General features: G+C 34.1%; 17 protein-coding genes. 5 read left to right on the top strand and 12 right to left on the bottom strand.

Annotated features, from left to right (window positions below; translation table 11 throughout):
- Positions 1 to 55: 55 nt before the first annotated feature.
- The 7 genes from DN410_RS08765 to DN410_RS08735 all read right to left on the bottom strand — a co-directional run bounded on the left by DN410_RS08765 (position 56) and on the right by DN410_RS08735 (position 5,847).
- Positions 56 to 436 (bottom strand): hypothetical protein, encoded by a 381-nt coding sequence (locus tag DN410_RS08765; protein ID WP_149176188.1) that lies wholly within the window; start codon positions 434 to 436, stop codon positions 56 to 58.
- A 229-nt stretch (positions 437 to 665) separates the two neighbouring features.
- A complete protein-coding gene (locus DN410_RS08760; protein WP_149176187.1) occupies positions 666 to 1,892 on the bottom strand; it encodes an ATP-binding protein in 1,227 nt (408 codons plus the stop codon).
- Positions 1,893 to 2,037: 145 nt separating this feature from the next.
- Complete coding sequence (locus tag DN410_RS08755) at positions 2,038 to 3,300, bottom strand: S-adenosylmethionine decarboxylase related protein (protein WP_370456788.1); 1,263 nt, start codon at positions 3,298 to 3,300, stop codon at positions 2,038 to 2,040.
- Between the two features lie 230 nt (positions 3,301 to 3,530).
- Positions 3,531 to 4,199: a DUF2642 domain-containing protein gene (locus tag DN410_RS08750; RefSeq protein WP_149176185.1), complete on the bottom strand. Its 669-nt coding sequence runs from the start codon at positions 4,197 to 4,199 to the stop codon at positions 3,531 to 3,533.
- Positions 4,200 to 4,360: 161 nt separating this feature from the next.
- The gene (locus DN410_RS08745) at positions 4,361 to 4,804 is read right to left on the bottom strand and encodes a spore coat protein (protein WP_149176184.1); all 444 of its coding nucleotides are present in this window, start codon (positions 4,802 to 4,804) and stop codon (positions 4,361 to 4,363) included.
- A 21-nt stretch (positions 4,805 to 4,825) separates the two neighbouring features.
- A complete protein-coding gene (locus tag DN410_RS08740; protein WP_149176183.1) occupies positions 4,826 to 5,371 on the bottom strand; it encodes a spore coat protein in 546 nt (181 codons plus the stop codon).
- A gap of 236 nt (positions 5,372 to 5,607) precedes the next feature.
- Complete coding sequence (locus DN410_RS08735) at positions 5,608 to 5,847, bottom strand: helix-turn-helix domain-containing protein (RefSeq protein WP_000993177.1); 240 nt, start codon at positions 5,845 to 5,847, stop codon at positions 5,608 to 5,610.
- Positions 5,848 to 6,033: 186 nt separating this feature from the next.
- On the opposite strand from DN410_RS08735, the gene DN410_RS08730 reads away from it, so the two are divergent.
- Positions 6,034 to 6,402, top strand: a complete 369-nt coding sequence (locus DN410_RS08730) for a hypothetical protein (RefSeq protein WP_000235480.1) — start codon at positions 6,034 to 6,036, stop codon at positions 6,400 to 6,402.
- Between the two features lie 190 nt (positions 6,403 to 6,592).
- Here DN410_RS08730 and DN410_RS08720 read toward each other — a convergent pair whose 3' ends face one another.
- Complete coding sequence (locus DN410_RS08720; protein ID WP_149176182.1) at positions 6,593 to 7,042, bottom strand: YkvA family protein; 450 nt, start codon at positions 7,040 to 7,042, stop codon at positions 6,593 to 6,595.
- Between the two features lie 429 nt (positions 7,043 to 7,471).
- Positions 7,472 to 8,521 carry an NAD(P)/FAD-dependent oxidoreductase gene (locus tag DN410_RS08715; RefSeq protein ID WP_149176181.1) on the bottom strand — a complete coding sequence of 350 codons (1,050 nt, stop codon included), beginning with the start codon at positions 8,519 to 8,521 and terminating at the stop codon, positions 7,472 to 7,474.
- Positions 8,522 to 8,853: 332 nt separating this feature from the next.
- On the opposite strand from DN410_RS08715, the gene DN410_RS08710 reads away from it, so the two are divergent.
- Genes DN410_RS08710 through DN410_RS08700 form a run of 3 tightly spaced genes read left to right on the top strand, consistent with a single transcriptional unit; the run spans position 8,854 to position 11,864 of the window.
- Complete coding sequence (locus DN410_RS08710; protein WP_149176180.1) at positions 8,854 to 9,771, top strand: iron-hydroxamate ABC transporter substrate-binding protein; 918 nt, start codon at positions 8,854 to 8,856, stop codon at positions 9,769 to 9,771.
- A 48-nt stretch (positions 9,772 to 9,819) separates the two neighbouring features.
- Entirely contained in the window at positions 9,820 to 10,860 is a 1,041-nt protein-coding gene (locus DN410_RS08705; protein ID WP_149176179.1) for a FecCD family ABC transporter permease, read from the top strand.
- A complete protein-coding gene (locus DN410_RS08700; RefSeq protein WP_149176178.1) occupies positions 10,857 to 11,864 on the top strand; it encodes a FecCD family ABC transporter permease in 1,008 nt (335 codons plus the stop codon). The genes DN410_RS08705 and DN410_RS08700 overlap by 4 nt, the downstream gene beginning before the upstream one ends.
- Positions 11,865 to 11,905: 41 nt before the next feature.
- Here the strand turns inward: DN410_RS08700 and DN410_RS08695 are convergent, their stop codons facing one another.
- The 3 genes from DN410_RS08695 to mtnK are packed head-to-tail and all read right to left on the bottom strand — an operon-like array spanning position 11,906 to position 14,882.
- Complete coding sequence (locus DN410_RS08695; protein WP_000926562.1) at positions 11,906 to 12,547, bottom strand: L-fuculose-phosphate aldolase; 642 nt, start codon at positions 12,545 to 12,547, stop codon at positions 11,906 to 11,908.
- 52 nt (positions 12,548 to 12,599) lie between these two features.
- Positions 12,600 to 13,643 (bottom strand): S-methyl-5-thioribose-1-phosphate isomerase, encoded by a 1,044-nt coding sequence (mtnA, locus tag DN410_RS08690; RefSeq protein ID WP_149176177.1) that lies wholly within the window; start codon positions 13,641 to 13,643, stop codon positions 12,600 to 12,602.
- Between the two features lie 12 nt (positions 13,644 to 13,655).
- Positions 13,656 to 14,882, bottom strand: coding sequence for an S-methyl-5-thioribose kinase (gene mtnK, locus DN410_RS08685; protein WP_149176176.1), 1,227 nt, complete (start codon positions 14,880 to 14,882; stop codon positions 13,656 to 13,658).
- A gap of 564 nt (positions 14,883 to 15,446) precedes the next feature.
- On the opposite strand from mtnK, the gene ahpC reads away from it, so the two are divergent.
- Positions 15,447 to 16,010, top strand: coding sequence for an alkyl hydroperoxide reductase subunit C (ahpC, locus tag DN410_RS08680; protein WP_000924420.1), 564 nt, complete (start codon positions 15,447 to 15,449; stop codon positions 16,008 to 16,010).
- Positions 16,011 to 16,016: the final 6 nt, after the last annotated feature.

The raw sequence follows: 16,016 nt of genomic DNA, 5'->3' as shown, positions 1-16,016 counted from the left end.
GCAACTTTATTTGGGTGAATACCTATTTTGTATTGCACAAAAAAAGCAAAGATCATTACTGACCTTTGCTTCTATATTTTTTATTTAAATTAAGAAAAAATTGTCCTACCTTAGGACGTACCCAAGCTAAATAATCCTTTTCTTTCTTCTTTGTACAAGCTATCTCTTCCCCATCTACCATTCCGACAAGTTCTAGCTCTAACAGTTGCCTCGTGAATGCTAGCATATTTATTTCTTCAGCCGGATACTCTTCTTTCAATTTCTCCTCAATTTCTCCCAATAAAAAACCGTCACGCATCATTGCTAGTGCATCAATCCAAAGTGGCGGCATTTCATATTTTTCTCCTGTAATTGTATCTTTTACAATATAATTCTTTTGTTCTTTTCGAAATTGAATTGTGTGTAAACATACAGTCGAATTTAATGTTAATTCCATCATACCACCTCTTCCATAATATCTGCATAGAAAAAAGGATGCGCGTGCACCCCTTCTTATCTTTTCATAACACTACTAAACCGTTACATGAGCAATCCATCTCATGTCGATATTTTCCTCCATTATAAACGAAGTATTTTATAAAAAAAACCCTTCTTGAAACATTTTATAAAATGTTTATATTTACACAACAAGAACACTTTTCTGAAAAATCCTTTCTCCAAACATGTTAAACTGTCGGTAAAGAAATTTCTACTTTCGTTCCTACTCCCATACTACTTTGAATCGCGATACTCCCTTGATGTTCCTTAATAATTTTATATGTAATCATTAATCCAAGTCCTGTACCATCCTCCTTTGTTGTGTAAAAAGCTTTACCGATTTTCTCTAACTTCTCATTCTCTATACCAAATCCTTGATCTTCGACAGAAATACACAAATATCCTTTCGCTTTTTGATATACACGGATATGAATGTCTCCACCTTCTGGCATTGATTCTATTCCATTTTTAATGATATTTAATAACACCTGTTTTAATTGTTTATCATCACCGTTTATAGCCGGTAAATTCCCCTCTACTTGCAAATGAAATTTCACTTTATATTGCGTTGCATAACTTTCCATTAACTGCACAACATATAGAAGGATTTCTCGTATATTACACCATTCATAATTTGTTGGTTTCGGTTTCCCTAATAGCATCAATTCACTAACAAATCCGTTAATCCTTTCAATCTCTTGTAACATAATGTCGTAGCTCATCGTATCTTCAGGATTTCTTTCTTTTTGCATTTGCGTAAATCCTTTTAAAGCCGTTAATGGATTTCGAATTTCATGCGCAATTGTTGTAGACATAGTCCCAATTACAGCTAAATTTTCCGCCTCTTTCATATTGTTCATCATTTCAACCACTGTTCTGACATAAGATTGAAATCGTTTTAATAAAGAGTGCGAAATAATAAAAAAGAATGAACATAGAACAAGTGGAATCACAACTTTAACATCTTGTAATATTAAAGTGAAAAATACATACTTTCCAATTACACTAAAGGAAACTAAATAAAAATATTTTCTATTCACAAATATCGGTGCAAATAAAATTAAAAATATTTCAACCATATTTCCATTTTCAAACACACGATCGCTGTTTAAATAAATCATTAAATTATTAATAAGATCAATGAACATATACCCAATTAAAAACAAATATTTCACAAAATATACGTAACCTTTTTTTTGAAGATAGATCGAAATAGGAAATAAAGATACTACTAATATGTAAACACCTATTCCCATACCACCTTCTGGCCATCCTATCCTTGCTTCATTAATGTTCATAGCCGGATACACAAAGTAATATATAACGTCATATAAAAAAAATATAATATAAAACAATAATAAAAATACTTTTAAAGCTTCTCTTTCTTCATAAATCAAGCTTTTAATTTTGTTCATATGAATACTCCTCGCAATCAATGCAAAAATAACATTGTACATGCTAGCCCCTTAAATTATACGTATGAAATTGCTTTCAGAGCAATATGTAACCTTATAATAGTAAAAAGGAAGGGAATTTCCTCCTTCCTTTTACTATTACAACTTATATCCACCTTACCCTATCGTGTAGCAGTCCATCCGTAAAATTATTATGCCCTATTATAAAATCCTTCATATATAAATTTAAATATTCACCGTACTTACTTTCTGTATTTAATAATAACTCCTCGACATAATAAGCACCTTGTCCAAAGTGATCTAAAAGTAAGCTGCACAAGCCTGCATAAATTCCGCATCCTACTTGAAAGTAAGTTGCATTCGTTTTATATTTATGAAAAACTTGGCTACTATTCATCACGTTATACATATATGTCTCGCTATTTTCATAAACGAGTAACACACCGACTAGATCCTCTCCCGCAACCTCCTCTTCTGCTGGATTAAATACTTTACGATTCCAGTTCCATAAATCTTCTACTTTATCTAAGTTCTGTCTAATTATATTTGTTGTATACTCATTAATTCGGTACAGAAAACCTACTTCCATGTTGAAATTTTTCCCTAAAATTAGTACTTCTTCATGCGGCATTAAACAACCATAGAATTCCTTTTCTCCTAACTTCACTTTATACTCTGAAGCATATACATCCTCATAAAAATAAAGAGGACGATGATGACTCATATACATCGGATAGCTCCAAATCGCTTCGTCTAAAAATCGCTCTACCGCCCATGAAGCATAGAGTGTATGCGGCTTTATAAGTGCTGTATCATTCAAAAACGAAGTATCGTGTTCTACAATATAGCATGCACGCGGCTTTTCATTTGGCCGTTCCTTCATGAGTTCAACAACCATCCATTGCACAACACCTGGATTCATACCTGATCCTATAATCGCTTTTGTATTTGTAAATTTTTCTTTCTCCTTCTCAAACCTCGTATACCTTTCTGTAAGCTGAAATCCAAGCAAATTATCGTCCTGATCTACTGCCTCATTTTCCAAAGCTGAATTTATATAAAAAATTCCAAGTTCATTACAACAGCTTAATACCCTAATCGTATCTGCACCTGAAACATCAATAACAACACCCGTTCTTTTTTCTTTTAAATGTTGTTTAAATTTCACTACATCCTGAAGGTCTATTTCGTATAAAAACAATTGATTTTTCAAATTCGGAAACAATTCATCATAATAAGTCCTATCTTTTTGTTTTATATCAACCAAATGAAATGTAACCTTTTTTATCGCTTCATAAATTGGATCTTTTTCATTTACTATCGCTTGATTTAAAATGGATAAAACTGCCTTCGCTGCTCCACCAGCACTACCAAGCAATGTAACATTTTGAAACTGCTCCACAAACAAAACCCCTTTAGTAAATTAGTTGAGCAGTTCTTCCTCAAAAAATAAATTGAATACATCAAAAGGTAGCTCGTACATAATTTTTATGATGTAGCACAAGATTCCCTCTTCAAAAATCACACTAACATATTTATATTCAATTCATTTTCTCCCTCATATTCAAATCTCACTAAACAAATAGGCTCGACCTTTTCTTCTGCATATAAAAGAAAAAGCCAGCCCTTTCAACTAGCCTACGGACAATGGACAGATTTTACATGTTGCATATTTACATATAGTTTTGCATCACGAGCTTTTAATATTTCAATATGCCCTTCATCAATTTTCACCATTTTTCCAATTTTATTGGATTCCTCACCTAAATCGAATACCATAATTTTCCCAGCCATTTTAATAAGTTGTTCTTCAAACGTTCGAGCTAACGTAATATTTAACGGATTTACAGGGAGTTCGTTTTTATTGAGGGAATAAGGCACTTGGTTTTCTTTATACGGAATTAACCATTTCAAGTGTTTTAAAGATATATATACGGTTTTATAAACTGGACTATAAAAAACAATATAATCGTTCATTACACTTGTTACATACCCATGTATCGGGGCATTTCCTGCTACATAAATTTCTGTAAAAATCCCTTTAGAGGTGCTTAATACTTTTCTCAAAGAAATTGAAGGAGATTCCCTCTTAATTACAGAGTCCACATCAGGCTTTAATATTTCTTCATTGTGTCCCCTTAAAAATTTATAATACTGGACATGGTATAAAGATATATATACGTAGTCTTGTCCATTGTAAAGAACAACGATATCATTTCCTACATCAATTAATACTCCTTTAAATCTCTGTTCACCGATTAATTTAACATATATATTTTCTCCAATACTTTTGTTTAACTCATTCATCTATATCCTCCTTCCTATGAATTTCTATTTTCCTGTTTTCTAATTCTAAAAATAATCAGGGGCAATGTTCTGTTTAATGGTAAGAAATTCCTTTTCATACTATCTGAAATAAGAAATCATTCTTCACTTTCAACCATAATGCCCCTCTTATTTATTAAACATTATTCTTCTTCATTCTTTTTGTTCTTAACTATTTGACTCACACTCTTCACGTGGGAATGAATTACATAAATAACCTCATGACCGTTTACTAGTGTAATATTTCCATCATGTATATCACTTAATAAACCTTCCACACACTCTGGTCCACCACGATTAATCTTTATCCATTTATACTTCAAGTCATTTAATACATCTAAAAAAGTATCTTCTTCCGCATAGAAGCATGAATCATATTCTCCTTGTTCTTCTCTCACTTTTCTGATTAGACTCTTCACATGTTTCAGCTGATAATACACTAATTCTCCATGAGGTAATTGTAGTGTAAGGTAATCTTTTCCTAACACTAACAGTACACCTACTCGACTTTCCGGTCCGCGAAGATTTACTTTTACATTCTCACCGACTAAACCTTTGATTTGATCACAGCATAATGCATCCTCCAAATTCATACCCTCCTTTCTGTTTTATCTTCCTCTACTTGATTGTCTTAGTGCACGAGCTCGACTTGAATTATTGCTGTTTTCATTATTTTTCTCATTGCTACTCTCATCGCTACTCTCATCGCTACTCTCATCGCTCTCTCCACTTACTGGTGCATTATAATTAACACTCTTAATATGAGATAGTGCAATTAATACAACTTCTTCTTTAATAATCAATGTTACATAACCGCCAGAAGCATCTTGTAAAATACCTTCAATTTTCTCTGGTCCACCACGGTTAATTTTCACCCAGCGGTATTTGAAGCTTTGAAGTAACGTTTCAAAGTCTTCTGCAATGTCTTCTTCCGCCCATTCAACATCACCTATTCCACCATCTTTCGTATTTTGGGTAATGCTTTTCAGATGGCGAAGTTGATAGTAATGGTTCTCTCCTTTTTCATTCTCTAATCCGAAGTAGTCCGCACCTAATGATACTATTGTTCCTTTTTGAGATTCTGGTCCACCTCTGTTTACTCTTACATAAGATCCAATTAAGTCTTTCAAAAAATCCCAATGAAATAAACTCACGAGAAAACCCCTTCCATTAATTTATAAGCTTTTGCACTGATAGTATATGTATCTGTACAGGTTACGTTCTCTATGTTTGTCCTAGCTAGAAAAAAATATGCTTTTAACCTGGTAGACTACTACCTATCAAAATTTCATGGAACGCCAAGGGCTCTTTGGGCTTTTGATAGCTTTAGACAAAAAAATCCCGTATGAAGGTACATTTCTGCATATCTTCATACGGGATTTCCCAAAGTTTAGTCCTCGTCTTTAACATCCATATCTTCTGGAATTGGTTCGTTTAATATTTCTTCCACTAATTGTTTATATTTCTCCATTTGTTCTAAATGTGTATTGAATTGTTCTTTATTTAATAAATATTGTTCCCCATCGAATAGCGCACGAACTTTCTTTTGCTGAATTAACTCTTCAATATACGATTTTGGTAAATTCAAATACTCCGCAGCCTCTTCTACTGTTATATACAATGCGTTCATTCCTTTATTATTTTTTCATATATACTGTATCTTACTTTACCTTATTTTTGTAAACAAATAAAAAAGATTTTGTAAATACAATTTAAAAAGCAGGTAGATGCATTCCATATATTGTATACTAATAATAGTAAGAATTTTTTTAAATATAGAATGGTATTACCCATTTACACAAAGGAGAGTTAACATATGGCTACTCGTCACATCATTACAATGTTAGAAAAAACATTACAAGTTGAAACAGAAAACACAATTTCTCATTTAACTACATCTTTATCTGATCGTATTCTTTCTCAAAGCGCAGCAATACACGAAAGCAATTGTTACCGTACAATTAGTGAATGGTACAAAAATCATTTCTTATTCCAGCAAGATGATTTCCTTTGGGCTAAATACGCTTTTTATGACGCATATTGTGAGGCTATAAAAAAACAAGGACATCTTACAAAACGCGTCCGTCAAATATTAGAATCATTAGCTCGAAAACACGGAAAACAATACATCGCGTCTACATTAAATATGCCATTTCCTAGTGAAAGAGCTAAAGGGACAGCATAATTGAATCATGTTCCGCGTAAACAAAACATAAATTCATTGTTTTCTAGGAAGATTTCCAAATAAAACGTTCATGTCATATGAACTGATGAAACCGGTGTCATTATAATGATTGAAAATATAGTAAACAGGAAAACCCCCACTTACATCTCTCGTCATTCGAATAGAGAAGTAAGTGGGGATCCTAAACATTTCATTCGAAATTACTAACATTATCCTCGTTACCCAATTCATTTTTCCACTCTTTAAATTTTTCAATATCACTGCTAACTTGTTTAATGGCTAAACTAATTATCGCTACATCATCTATTAGCCCTAATCCTAAAATGACATCTGGGATTAAATCTATTGGTGATACAAAATATAAAATTGCGCCTACAATAGCAAGAAGTGATTTCTTCGGAATTTCGCGATACTCCCCTTTTCTCCAACAATTCATCATTTCAAATAACACTTGAAGATTATCCCAAACATCAGTTAAAGCACCTTTATTATTTTGAGATATTTTCACCCCTTTTTGTATTAAAGTTTGTATTTTACTTTCATCTTCTAAGTATGCACTAGCCCGATTTTGATACTTTTTATTTTCTTTTTCAAATTTTTCACTATCAAATTTCCCTTTAACATTTTTCTTATTAAACATATGTCATACACTCCTTTATCATTTAATTTGTATAAATAAAATAAAAATATGATGTAATAATACAGGACATATAACTAGCAAAAAACATATTCATACATAACAAAAATATGGAACGATTTCTTTCCGATAAAAGACACATCACTATTATATTTCCAATATTAAAAAACCAAGACGTTATCTTTCTAGCGCTAGTTCCTTTTACTACTATATCATTAAAATAATTGTAACCCCGCTCTTTTAAACTGCACATTATATTTTAGAAATACACGTGATGCTAGTATTGCCCATTGTTTAGAAAAGAAATTTGATTTAATTACAACGAACATTGAATTAGACACATTGAGTTTAGAAATAATCGAATGATATTAGTCTATGTAAATAAAACAGAGGAATCTAAGAAGATCCCTCTGTTTTATTTACTATTACAAATTATTTCATCATCTGCTTTATCAATTCTCGATTTCTCTTCTTAAATACTTCATTATGAGAAGAAACCATCCCGTACTCGCTTGCATCTGGTTGAATAAATTGTTTCGCTTTATTCACAGCATTTCCAGCATCTTGGAACGCTCCTGCAATTAAATGTAATTTCCCATCATGCTTTAATATATCTCCAGCTGCATATAATCCATCTACTGAGGATTCACTATTTGCATTCCCTGCAATATAAAAATTATCTATAATCGCAACGTCTAACTCACTATTTTCTAATAATGTAATGTCACGTTCATATCCATGATTAATAATAACTTCATCAATAGGTAAATGAGAAACCTCACCTGTCTCGTGATTCGTTAATTCTACATATTCAATCGCTTCATGATTATCACCAGCAATTAATTTTGTAATCGATGTATTAAAGAAACACTCCGCTGAGCTATTCATGAGCTGTTTTACTTGTGCTTCATGACCAGATAATTCTTCTTTTCTATATGTTAAATAAACTTTTTTTGCAATTGGTTCTAATTCATTTGCCCAATCAACGGCAGAATTTCCTCCGCCGGAAATAATGATTGTTTTATCTTTGAAACGTTTTAAAGATTTAACTGTATAATTTAAATTCGATACTTCAAATCGCTCAGCACCTTCAATTGATAACTTTTGCGGTTTCAATATACCACTGCCAGTTGCGACAATAACTGTTCTTGAATAATGTTCTTTCCCATCGCTTCCTTTTAATGTAAAAGTGCCATCTTTATTACGAATAATCGATTCTACTTTTGTATTTAATACAACTTCTGGCTTAAATGTTAGCCCTTGCTGTACAAGCTGTTCAATTAATTTATCACCTGTAACTGGCAATAGTCCACCTACATCCCAAATCATCTTCTCTGGATAAACATGTATTTTTCCACCTAGCTGTGGTTGAAATTCTATTATTTTCGTTTTCATCTCTCTGAGTCCACTATAAAAAGCTGAATAAAGCCCTGCAGGTCCTCCGCCTATCACAGTTACATCAAACAATTCTTCTCGATTCATTCGTGCTCACTCCTCAGCTACTAATCATTGATTATCATTCTCAATAAAATATAACCTGTTTCCGCAAAATTTACAATCAAAATTACTATTGACAATACACCTATATAAAATTATATTATTTAAAGAATCAATAGTGATAATCATTATCATTTTGTTAATAATTAGCAAATGTGAGATTACATCTTCTTTCATTAATATGGTAAATACTATATTGTGTGAAATCTCACATTCGGATGGTTAATAAACATTTTGTATTACCACTACTCTTTCAAAAGATTGCAGTTAAACAAATTATTATATACACATATCATCTATGTTAAAGGAGAAAGACGATGAAAAAGTTATTTATTTCACTAACAGTTCTTTTCGTTCTTGTTATGAGTGCTTGTAGCAATGGCTCTGCAGACAAAAAGAATGATGCAAAAGGTAGTAAATCAGAAACAATTACATACCAATCTGAAAATGGTAAAGTAGAAGTTCCTGCAAATCCAAAACGCGTTGTTGTTTTATCATCATTCGCTGGTAACGTAATGTCATTAGGTGTAAATCTTGTTGGGGTAGATTCATGGTCTAAACAAAACCCACGTTTTGATAGCAAACTTAAAGACGTTGCTGAAGTATCAGATGAAAATGTTGAAAAAATCGCTGAACTAAATCCAGATTTAATCATTGGTTTATCAAATATTAAAAATGTTGATAAGTTAAAGAAAATCGCTCCTACTGTAACATACACTTACGGAAAAGTTGATTACTTAACACAACATTTAGAGATCGGTAAGTTATTAAACAAAGAAAAAGAAGCAAAAACTTGGGTTGATGACTTCAAGAAACGTGCACAAGATGCTGGTAAAGAAATTAAAGCAAAAATCGGTGAAGATGCAACGGTTTCTGTTGTAGAAAACTTCAACAAACAGCTTTATGTATACGGCGAGAACTGGGGCCGCGGAACAGAAATTCTGTACCAAGAAATGAAATTAAAAATGCCTGAAAAAGTAAAAGAAAAAGCATTAAAAGAAGGTTACTACGCATTATCTACTGAGGTATTACCTGAGTTTGCTGGTGATTACTTAATCGTAAGTAAAAACAAAGATACTGATAACTCATTCCAAGAGACAGAATCATATAAAAACATCCCAGCAGTAAAAAATAATCGCGTATACGAAGCAAACATGATGGAATTCTATTTCAATGATCCACTTACATTAGATTTCCAACTAGACTTCTTCAAGAAGAGCTTTCTTGGTAAATAATACAAACATGAGGAATTCTTAATTTAAGAATTCCTCTTCCTTTATTCTATGAAAAGAAAAGATGTGAAACGAATGACACAAGAACATGACAATACACGTTCTATAGCTTTTACATACAAATTAACTTTAAGCATAATTGCATTCTTTCTTATTTTTATGGTGGCAATGGTATTAGGTGCTGCTGATACTTCAATAAAAGACGTATGGTTAGCACTCACTTCCTCCGCTAAAGGGGACAAATTATCTATTATTCGCGAAATACGTTTGCCACGTGAAGTTGCTGCTATTTTTGTAGGAGCTGGACTTGCTGTTTCTGGAGCAATTATGCAAGGATTAACACGAAATCCACTTGCAGATCCTGGATTATTAGGGCTATCTGGTGGAGCAAATGCTGCGCTTGCACTAACACTTGCTTTCAGCCCTTCCATCAGCTATCTTTACTTAACATTAGCTTGCTTTATCGGTGCTGCAGTTGGCGCAATTATGGTATTTGGAATTGGTATGGTGAAAAAAGGCGGGCTCTCCCCTCTTCGAATTGTATTAGCTGGTGCTGCCGTTTCAGCATTTCTACTCGCAATTTCAGAAGGAGTCGGCATTTACTTCAAAATTTCACAAGATGTATCACTTTGGACTGCTGGGGGCGTAATTGGAACTACTTGGAGCCAATTGAAAGTTATTATCCCCGTCATTTCAATTAGTATCTTTATCGCTATCTTACTAGCAAAAAAATTGACAGTTCTTAGTTTCAGTGAAGAAGTGGCTATTGGACTAGGTCAAAAAATTATTGTTATTAAAACCATTCTATTTATCATTATTATCTTACTTGCAGGTGCGTCTGTAGCCCTTGTCGGAAATATGGCATTTATCGGTTTAATGATACCTCACATGGTACGCCCAATTGTCGGTCCAGATTACCGATTTGTTATACCGATGTCAGCAATTGCTGGTGCTTCCTTTATGCTACTTGCAGATACAATCGGACGTACCATTAACGCTCCGTACGAAACACCAGTTGCCGCTATTGTCGCAATTGTAGGATTACCATTCTTCCTATTCATTGTACGTAAAGGAGGAAAAACGTTCTCATGATACCATCTATTTTAAGAAAACAACGTCTTATCATACTCGCTTTACTTATACTAACCATTACAACCATTGTAATTGGAATGGGGCTCGGTTCAGCATCTTTATCTTATGATCGACTACTCCCAACACTAATGGGACAAGGGACTTTTAAAGAGGAGTTCGTTTTATACTCTTTAAGACTACCTAGAATTGTCATTACATTATTAGCTGGTATGGCTCTCGCTTTATCAGGAGCTATTCTGCAAGGAATTACCCGGAATGATTTAGCTGAACCTGGTATTCTCGGTATCAACTCTGGGGCCGGTGTTGCTGTTGCTATTTTCTTTTTATACTTTCCAATAGATGTAGGTTCATTTCTTTACTTACTACCTGTCGTTGGATTTATCGGAGCATTTCTAACAGCTGTTCTAATCTACGTATTTTCATATAGTAAATCAACTGGACTTCAGCCGGTGCGATTAACATTAACCGGTATCGGTTTTGCATTTGCACTATCTGGAATGATGATTGTCCTTATTTCATCCGCAGATCGTATGAAAGTAGACTTTATTTCCAAATGGATTGCCGGAAATATTTGGGGAGATGACTGGATCTTCGTTTTAGCAATGCTCCCATGGTTAATCGTATTAATTCCTTTTGTTTTCTATAAAGCAAACCGATTAAATATTCTAGCATTAAACGAACCCGTCGCAATCGGCGTTGGAATTGAAATTGAAAAAGAACGTAGATACTTATTAGTTGCAGCCGTTGCGCTTGCTGCTGCAGCTGTTTCCGTAACAGGAGGAATTAGCTTTATTGGGCTGATGGCTCCTCACATCGCAAAATCCTTAGTCGGACCAAGGCATCAAATCTTCATGCCAATCGCTGTTTTAATAGGCGGATGGCTATTACTATTAGCAGACACAATCGGACGAAATATCGTTGAACCTAACGGCATCCCAGCAGGTATTGTCGTCGCTTTAATTGGTGCACCTTACTTTATGTATTTGTTGCTTAAAAAAGCGTAAAAAAACACCCTCAAGAATTTTTCTTGAGGGTGTTTTTTATTCTACTGCTGCCCATATCCTTCAAACTTCTTCGCCAAATTCTCCATCTCATCTTCTGGCAATAACTTCGGTTCTCCGACGCTTTTCGTTTGATAATAAATTTGTGCACAGAACTCAATCTCTTCCGCAACAGTAAACGCCATTTTTATATTATTTGCACCAGCAATTAAACCGTGATTGGCAAGTAACACGGCACGTCGATCAATCATACCTTCAAAAGCAGCCTCTGCTAATTGCTTCGTACCAAATGTTTCATATGGCGCACAGCGAACATTTGGACCTGCAAAAGCAATTAAATATGACACAGCAGGAAGCTCCCATCCCAATGACGCGATCGTCTTCGCGTAAGGAGAGTGTGTATGCACAAGCGCATTTATGTCTTCACGATTTCGATAATAAATAAGATGCATATCTAGTTCACTTGATGGTTTTCTCTCTCCCTCTACCACTTCACCATCTAAGTTTAATATAACTACATCTTCAGGCTTTGTTTCATAATACTCTAAACCACTTGGGCTAATCGCAACAAGACCTTGTTCACGATTGAAAATACTAATATTACCACCTGTCCCCTTTGTTAAACCGCTAGAAATCATTTTCTTTCCGTATGCTACAATTTCTTCTCTTTCTTTTTGTAATAACATATACATCCCCCTAAGTATGAAGCTTATGATGACTGACTTTGTATCTATCTACTTATTGAAATAGCTTTTTTAAGTTTTCGGTAAATGGTGCCTTTACAATCCCTTTTTCCGTAATAATCGCTGTTACATTTTCATGAGGCGTAACGTCAAATGCTGGATTATATACTTTACTTTCTTTCGGAGCAGAATATTGTCCGAAGCGATTAATCACTTCAGAACCATCTCTTTCCTCGATTGGAATTTCTTTTCCTGTCGGTGTTTTTAAATCAATTGTTGGTGTTGGTGCTGCTACATAAAATGGAATGTTGTAGTATTTAGCTAAAATAGATACACCTAATGTTCCAATTTTATTTGCTACATCACCGTTTGCTGCCACACGATCACATCCGACGATTACCGCATCAATTTTCCCTTGTGACATGACCATAGCTGCCATATTATCCGTAATGACCGTTACATCAATTCCCGCTCGCTGCAGTTCTAATGCTGTTAACGTTGAACCTTGTAATCTAGGGCGTGTTTCATCCGAATAAATTTTTAAGTCCCAACCTTTTTCTTTCGCTAAATACATTGGAGCTGTCGCAGTACCATACTTAGTCGTCGCTAAAGCACCTGCATTGCAATGCGTTAATACTCCCATTCCATCTCGGAATAAAGTTAGTGCATGTTCTCCAATTTGACGGTTAATTTCTTCATCTTCTCTATGAATCTCTTTTGCTTCTTCTAATAATCTATCTTTCAACTGCGAGATTGATAAGTGAGTATTCGCCGTCGCTACATTCTCCATTCTTTCAAGTGCCCAAAATAAATTTACTGCCGTCGGTCTTGATGTCGCTAAGTATGCGCATACTCTTTTTATTTCATCTATAAATCTTTCTATCATGCTTTCAGCAAATTCCTTTACCCCTAAGTACACACCATAGGCTGCTGAAACACCTATTGCCGGTGCTCCTCGTACTTTCATTACTTGAATCGCATCCCAAACACCCTCAGCCGTTTTAAAAGATTCATAGACTACTTCATTCGGTAATACTGTTTGATCTAATAATACTAAAGCATCCTCTTTCCACTGAATGGGTATTAATTGCTCTGCCATCATCTTCTCCCCTTATTTCGCACTATGCATTTGTTGTTTTAACGTTTCTACAAAACTGTTGCCCGTTTTATATTGATTCGCTTGTAAAATAAATTTCTTCGCGCTCTGAAGACAAATTCGCTCTGCTCTAGCACGTGCTTCATCATTCTCAATACAAGTAATATCCTTTACTTTCGCTAATCCAACAATACGACGAATTAACTCAAGACCTGTCACTGCCGCTGTATCCTCTAATACAGATTGTAAATAAACTTCGTTAAAGCCTTCTTCCTTCGCCATAATCTCTGTCACATGAATATCCCAAGCATTTAAAAACTTCTTCTTAAATAAATCAATTACCTCTATCATTGTAGTTTGTAGCCAATCCATATACGTATCTTTCTCAGCTCCGGACGGCATCGCTGCATCTGCATTCACCCAAGCGAACATTAAATTCGCCATTACATTCCCAACGTCATATCCCATAGGTCCATAAAAAGCAAACTCAGGATCAATCACCTTAGTAGAATCACCCTTCACAAAAACAGAACCGGTATGTAAATCACCGTGGAGCAACGCTTGCGCATTCGTCATAAAAGAAAATTTAAGTTTCGCTACTTCCATACGAAGCTCTTTATCATTATAAATATGCTCTCTAATCCATCCTTCATTTAATTGAAACAATTCGTTGCGCTTATTATGGTTTGTAAATGGCTCCGAATATACAAGGTCCTCTGTAATTTCACATAACTCAGGATTTATATAATTCTTCACAAGTTCCTTCTTCTCTTTATGATTCATTACAACATCTGATGTTAATAGAAGAGTATTTACCATAAAAGTAGTTAAATCATCCGCAAGTTTTGGAAACATTTGATGATTTATAAGTGCTGTACGTAATATTGTATGATCCGATAAATCTTCCATCACACAACAATTCATCACACTATCAAACAAATATACTTTTGGAACAAGCCCAGGTGCCAACTCTTCCTCTAACTGCAAAACATCTGATTCTATACGAATACGATTCGTCGACAACTTAAACTCATCTGAAATACGTGCTGTATCCCCGGCCTGCTTTACGATGACAGACATGGTCTCTTTTTCATCCCAAACGCGGAACACATAATTTAAATTACCATCACCTATTTCTTTACACTGTAACCCCTTTGCCTGTTCAAACTTAGACAATTTCTCTTGCACATATGCAATCACATCTTTAGCTTCCATTAAAAAATACTTCGTGAACTTAGACATGGTTTCCCCTCCACACTAATTGTAAGCGTTTTCTAAAAGCTATAAAAAATAGTAGATTAAATTTTTTTCAACTTATATTATATCTTCTTTTTGAAAGGTATATCTAGGTTTTATTATATCTTGCTAGCAATTGGAGTCAATGTTTCTAATTATCGTTGTAATATACTTCTTAATTATATATTTGAGATGACAAAAATTTTTCACAAAGATTCTGATTCATTTTATTTTATTTATCACACAATTCTTTGTAAAATGGAATTAAGCAATTCCTTTTCAAAACTACAACTTCTAAGAAATATTTCCTTCCTAAGATTTTATACTTACATCCTATCATTAACATACACACTACTCTTTCAAACACTCGTTGAAAATTACCTTTTTATTCTCTAACACCCTTAATTGAGAATAAATATTAATTAAATTGATATTTATTCTCTTGACAAAATAACCACTTCTATATGATAATTAATATCGAATTAGAATTATTATAGTTAATTAAAAAATATATTTTATGAGCACACTATTTTTTGATGCTCAAAACCAACATTTAGGAGGAATTTTAATATGTTATTAATCGGCACTGAAGTAAAACCGTTTAAAGCTAATGCTTACCATAATGGAGAATTTATCCAAGTTACTGACGAAAGTTTAAAAGGAAAATGGAGTGTAGTTTGTTTCTACCCAGCTGACTTCACATTCGTTTGTCCAACTGAACTTGAAGACTTACAAAACCAATATGCAACTCTTAAAGATTTAGGCGTTGAAGTATACTCTGTATCTACAGACACTCACTTCACTCATAAAGCATGGCATGATAGCTCAGAAACTATCGGCAAAATCGAGTACATCATGATTGGTGACCCAACTCGCACAATCACTACAAACTTCAACGTTTTAATGGAAGAAGAAGGTCTTGCTGCTCGTGGTACATTCATCATCGATCCAGACGGCGTTATCCAATCTATGGAAATCAATGCTGACGGTATCGGCCGTGACGCAAGCATTCTTGTTAACAAAATTAAAGCAGCTCAATACGTACGTAACAACCCAGGTGAAGTTTGCCCAGCTAAATGGCAAGAGGGTTCTGCAACACTTAAACCAAGCCTTGACCTTGTAGGCAAAATCTAAGGAGTT

The organism is Bacillus sp. SH5-2, from assembly GCF_008368905.1.
GTDB lineage: Bacteria > Bacillota > Bacilli > Bacillales > Bacillaceae_G > Bacillus_A > Bacillus_A luti.
The sequence above is the reverse complement of the archived record's forward strand: the minus strand, read 5'-3'. Positions and strand labels throughout refer to the sequence as shown.

Bases quoted from the DNA above. Each gene is read 5' to 3' on its own strand.
- DN410_RS08705 (WP_149176179.1), top strand. From the start codon at position 9,820: ATGAAAAGAAAAGATGTGAAACGAATGACACAAGAACATGACAATACA.
- mtnK (WP_149176176.1), bottom strand. From the start codon at position 14,882: ATGTCTAAGTTCACGAAGTATTTTTTAATGGAAGCTAAAGATGTGATT.
- DN410_RS08715 (WP_149176181.1), bottom strand. From the start codon at position 8,521: ATGAATCGAGAAGAATTGTTTGATGTAACTGTGATAGGCGGAGGACCT.
- DN410_RS08730 (WP_000235480.1), top strand. From the start codon at position 6,034: ATGGCTACTCGTCACATCATTACAATGTTAGAAAAAACATTACAAGTT.
- DN410_RS08735 (WP_000993177.1), bottom strand. From the start codon at position 5,847: ATGAACGCATTGTATATAACAGTAGAAGAGGCTGCGGAGTATTTGAAT.
- DN410_RS08760 (WP_149176187.1), bottom strand. From the start codon at position 1,892: ATGAACAAAATTAAAAGCTTGATTTATGAAGAAAGAGAAGCTTTAAAA.
- DN410_RS08750 (WP_149176185.1), bottom strand. From the start codon at position 4,199: ATGAATGAGTTAAACAAAAGTATTGGAGAAAATATATATGTTAAATTA.
- DN410_RS08700 (WP_149176178.1), top strand. From the start codon at position 10,857: ATGATACCATCTATTTTAAGAAAACAACGTCTTATCATACTCGCTTTA.
- DN410_RS08695 (WP_000926562.1), bottom strand. From the start codon at position 12,547: ATGTTATTACAAAAAGAAAGAGAAGAAATTGTAGCATACGGAAAGAAA.
- DN410_RS08710 (WP_149176180.1), top strand. From the start codon at position 8,854: ATGAAAAAGTTATTTATTTCACTAACAGTTCTTTTCGTTCTTGTTATG.
- DN410_RS08765 (WP_149176188.1), bottom strand. From the start codon at position 436: ATGGAATTAACATTAAATTCGACTGTATGTTTACACACAATTCAATTT.
- DN410_RS08720 (WP_149176182.1), bottom strand. From the start codon at position 7,042: ATGTTTAATAAGAAAAATGTTAAAGGGAAATTTGATAGTGAAAAATTT.
- mtnA (WP_149176177.1), bottom strand. From the start codon at position 13,643: ATGGCAGAGCAATTAATACCCATTCAGTGGAAAGAGGATGCTTTAGTA.
- ahpC (WP_000924420.1), top strand. From the start codon at position 15,447: ATGTTATTAATCGGCACTGAAGTAAAACCGTTTAAAGCTAATGCTTAC.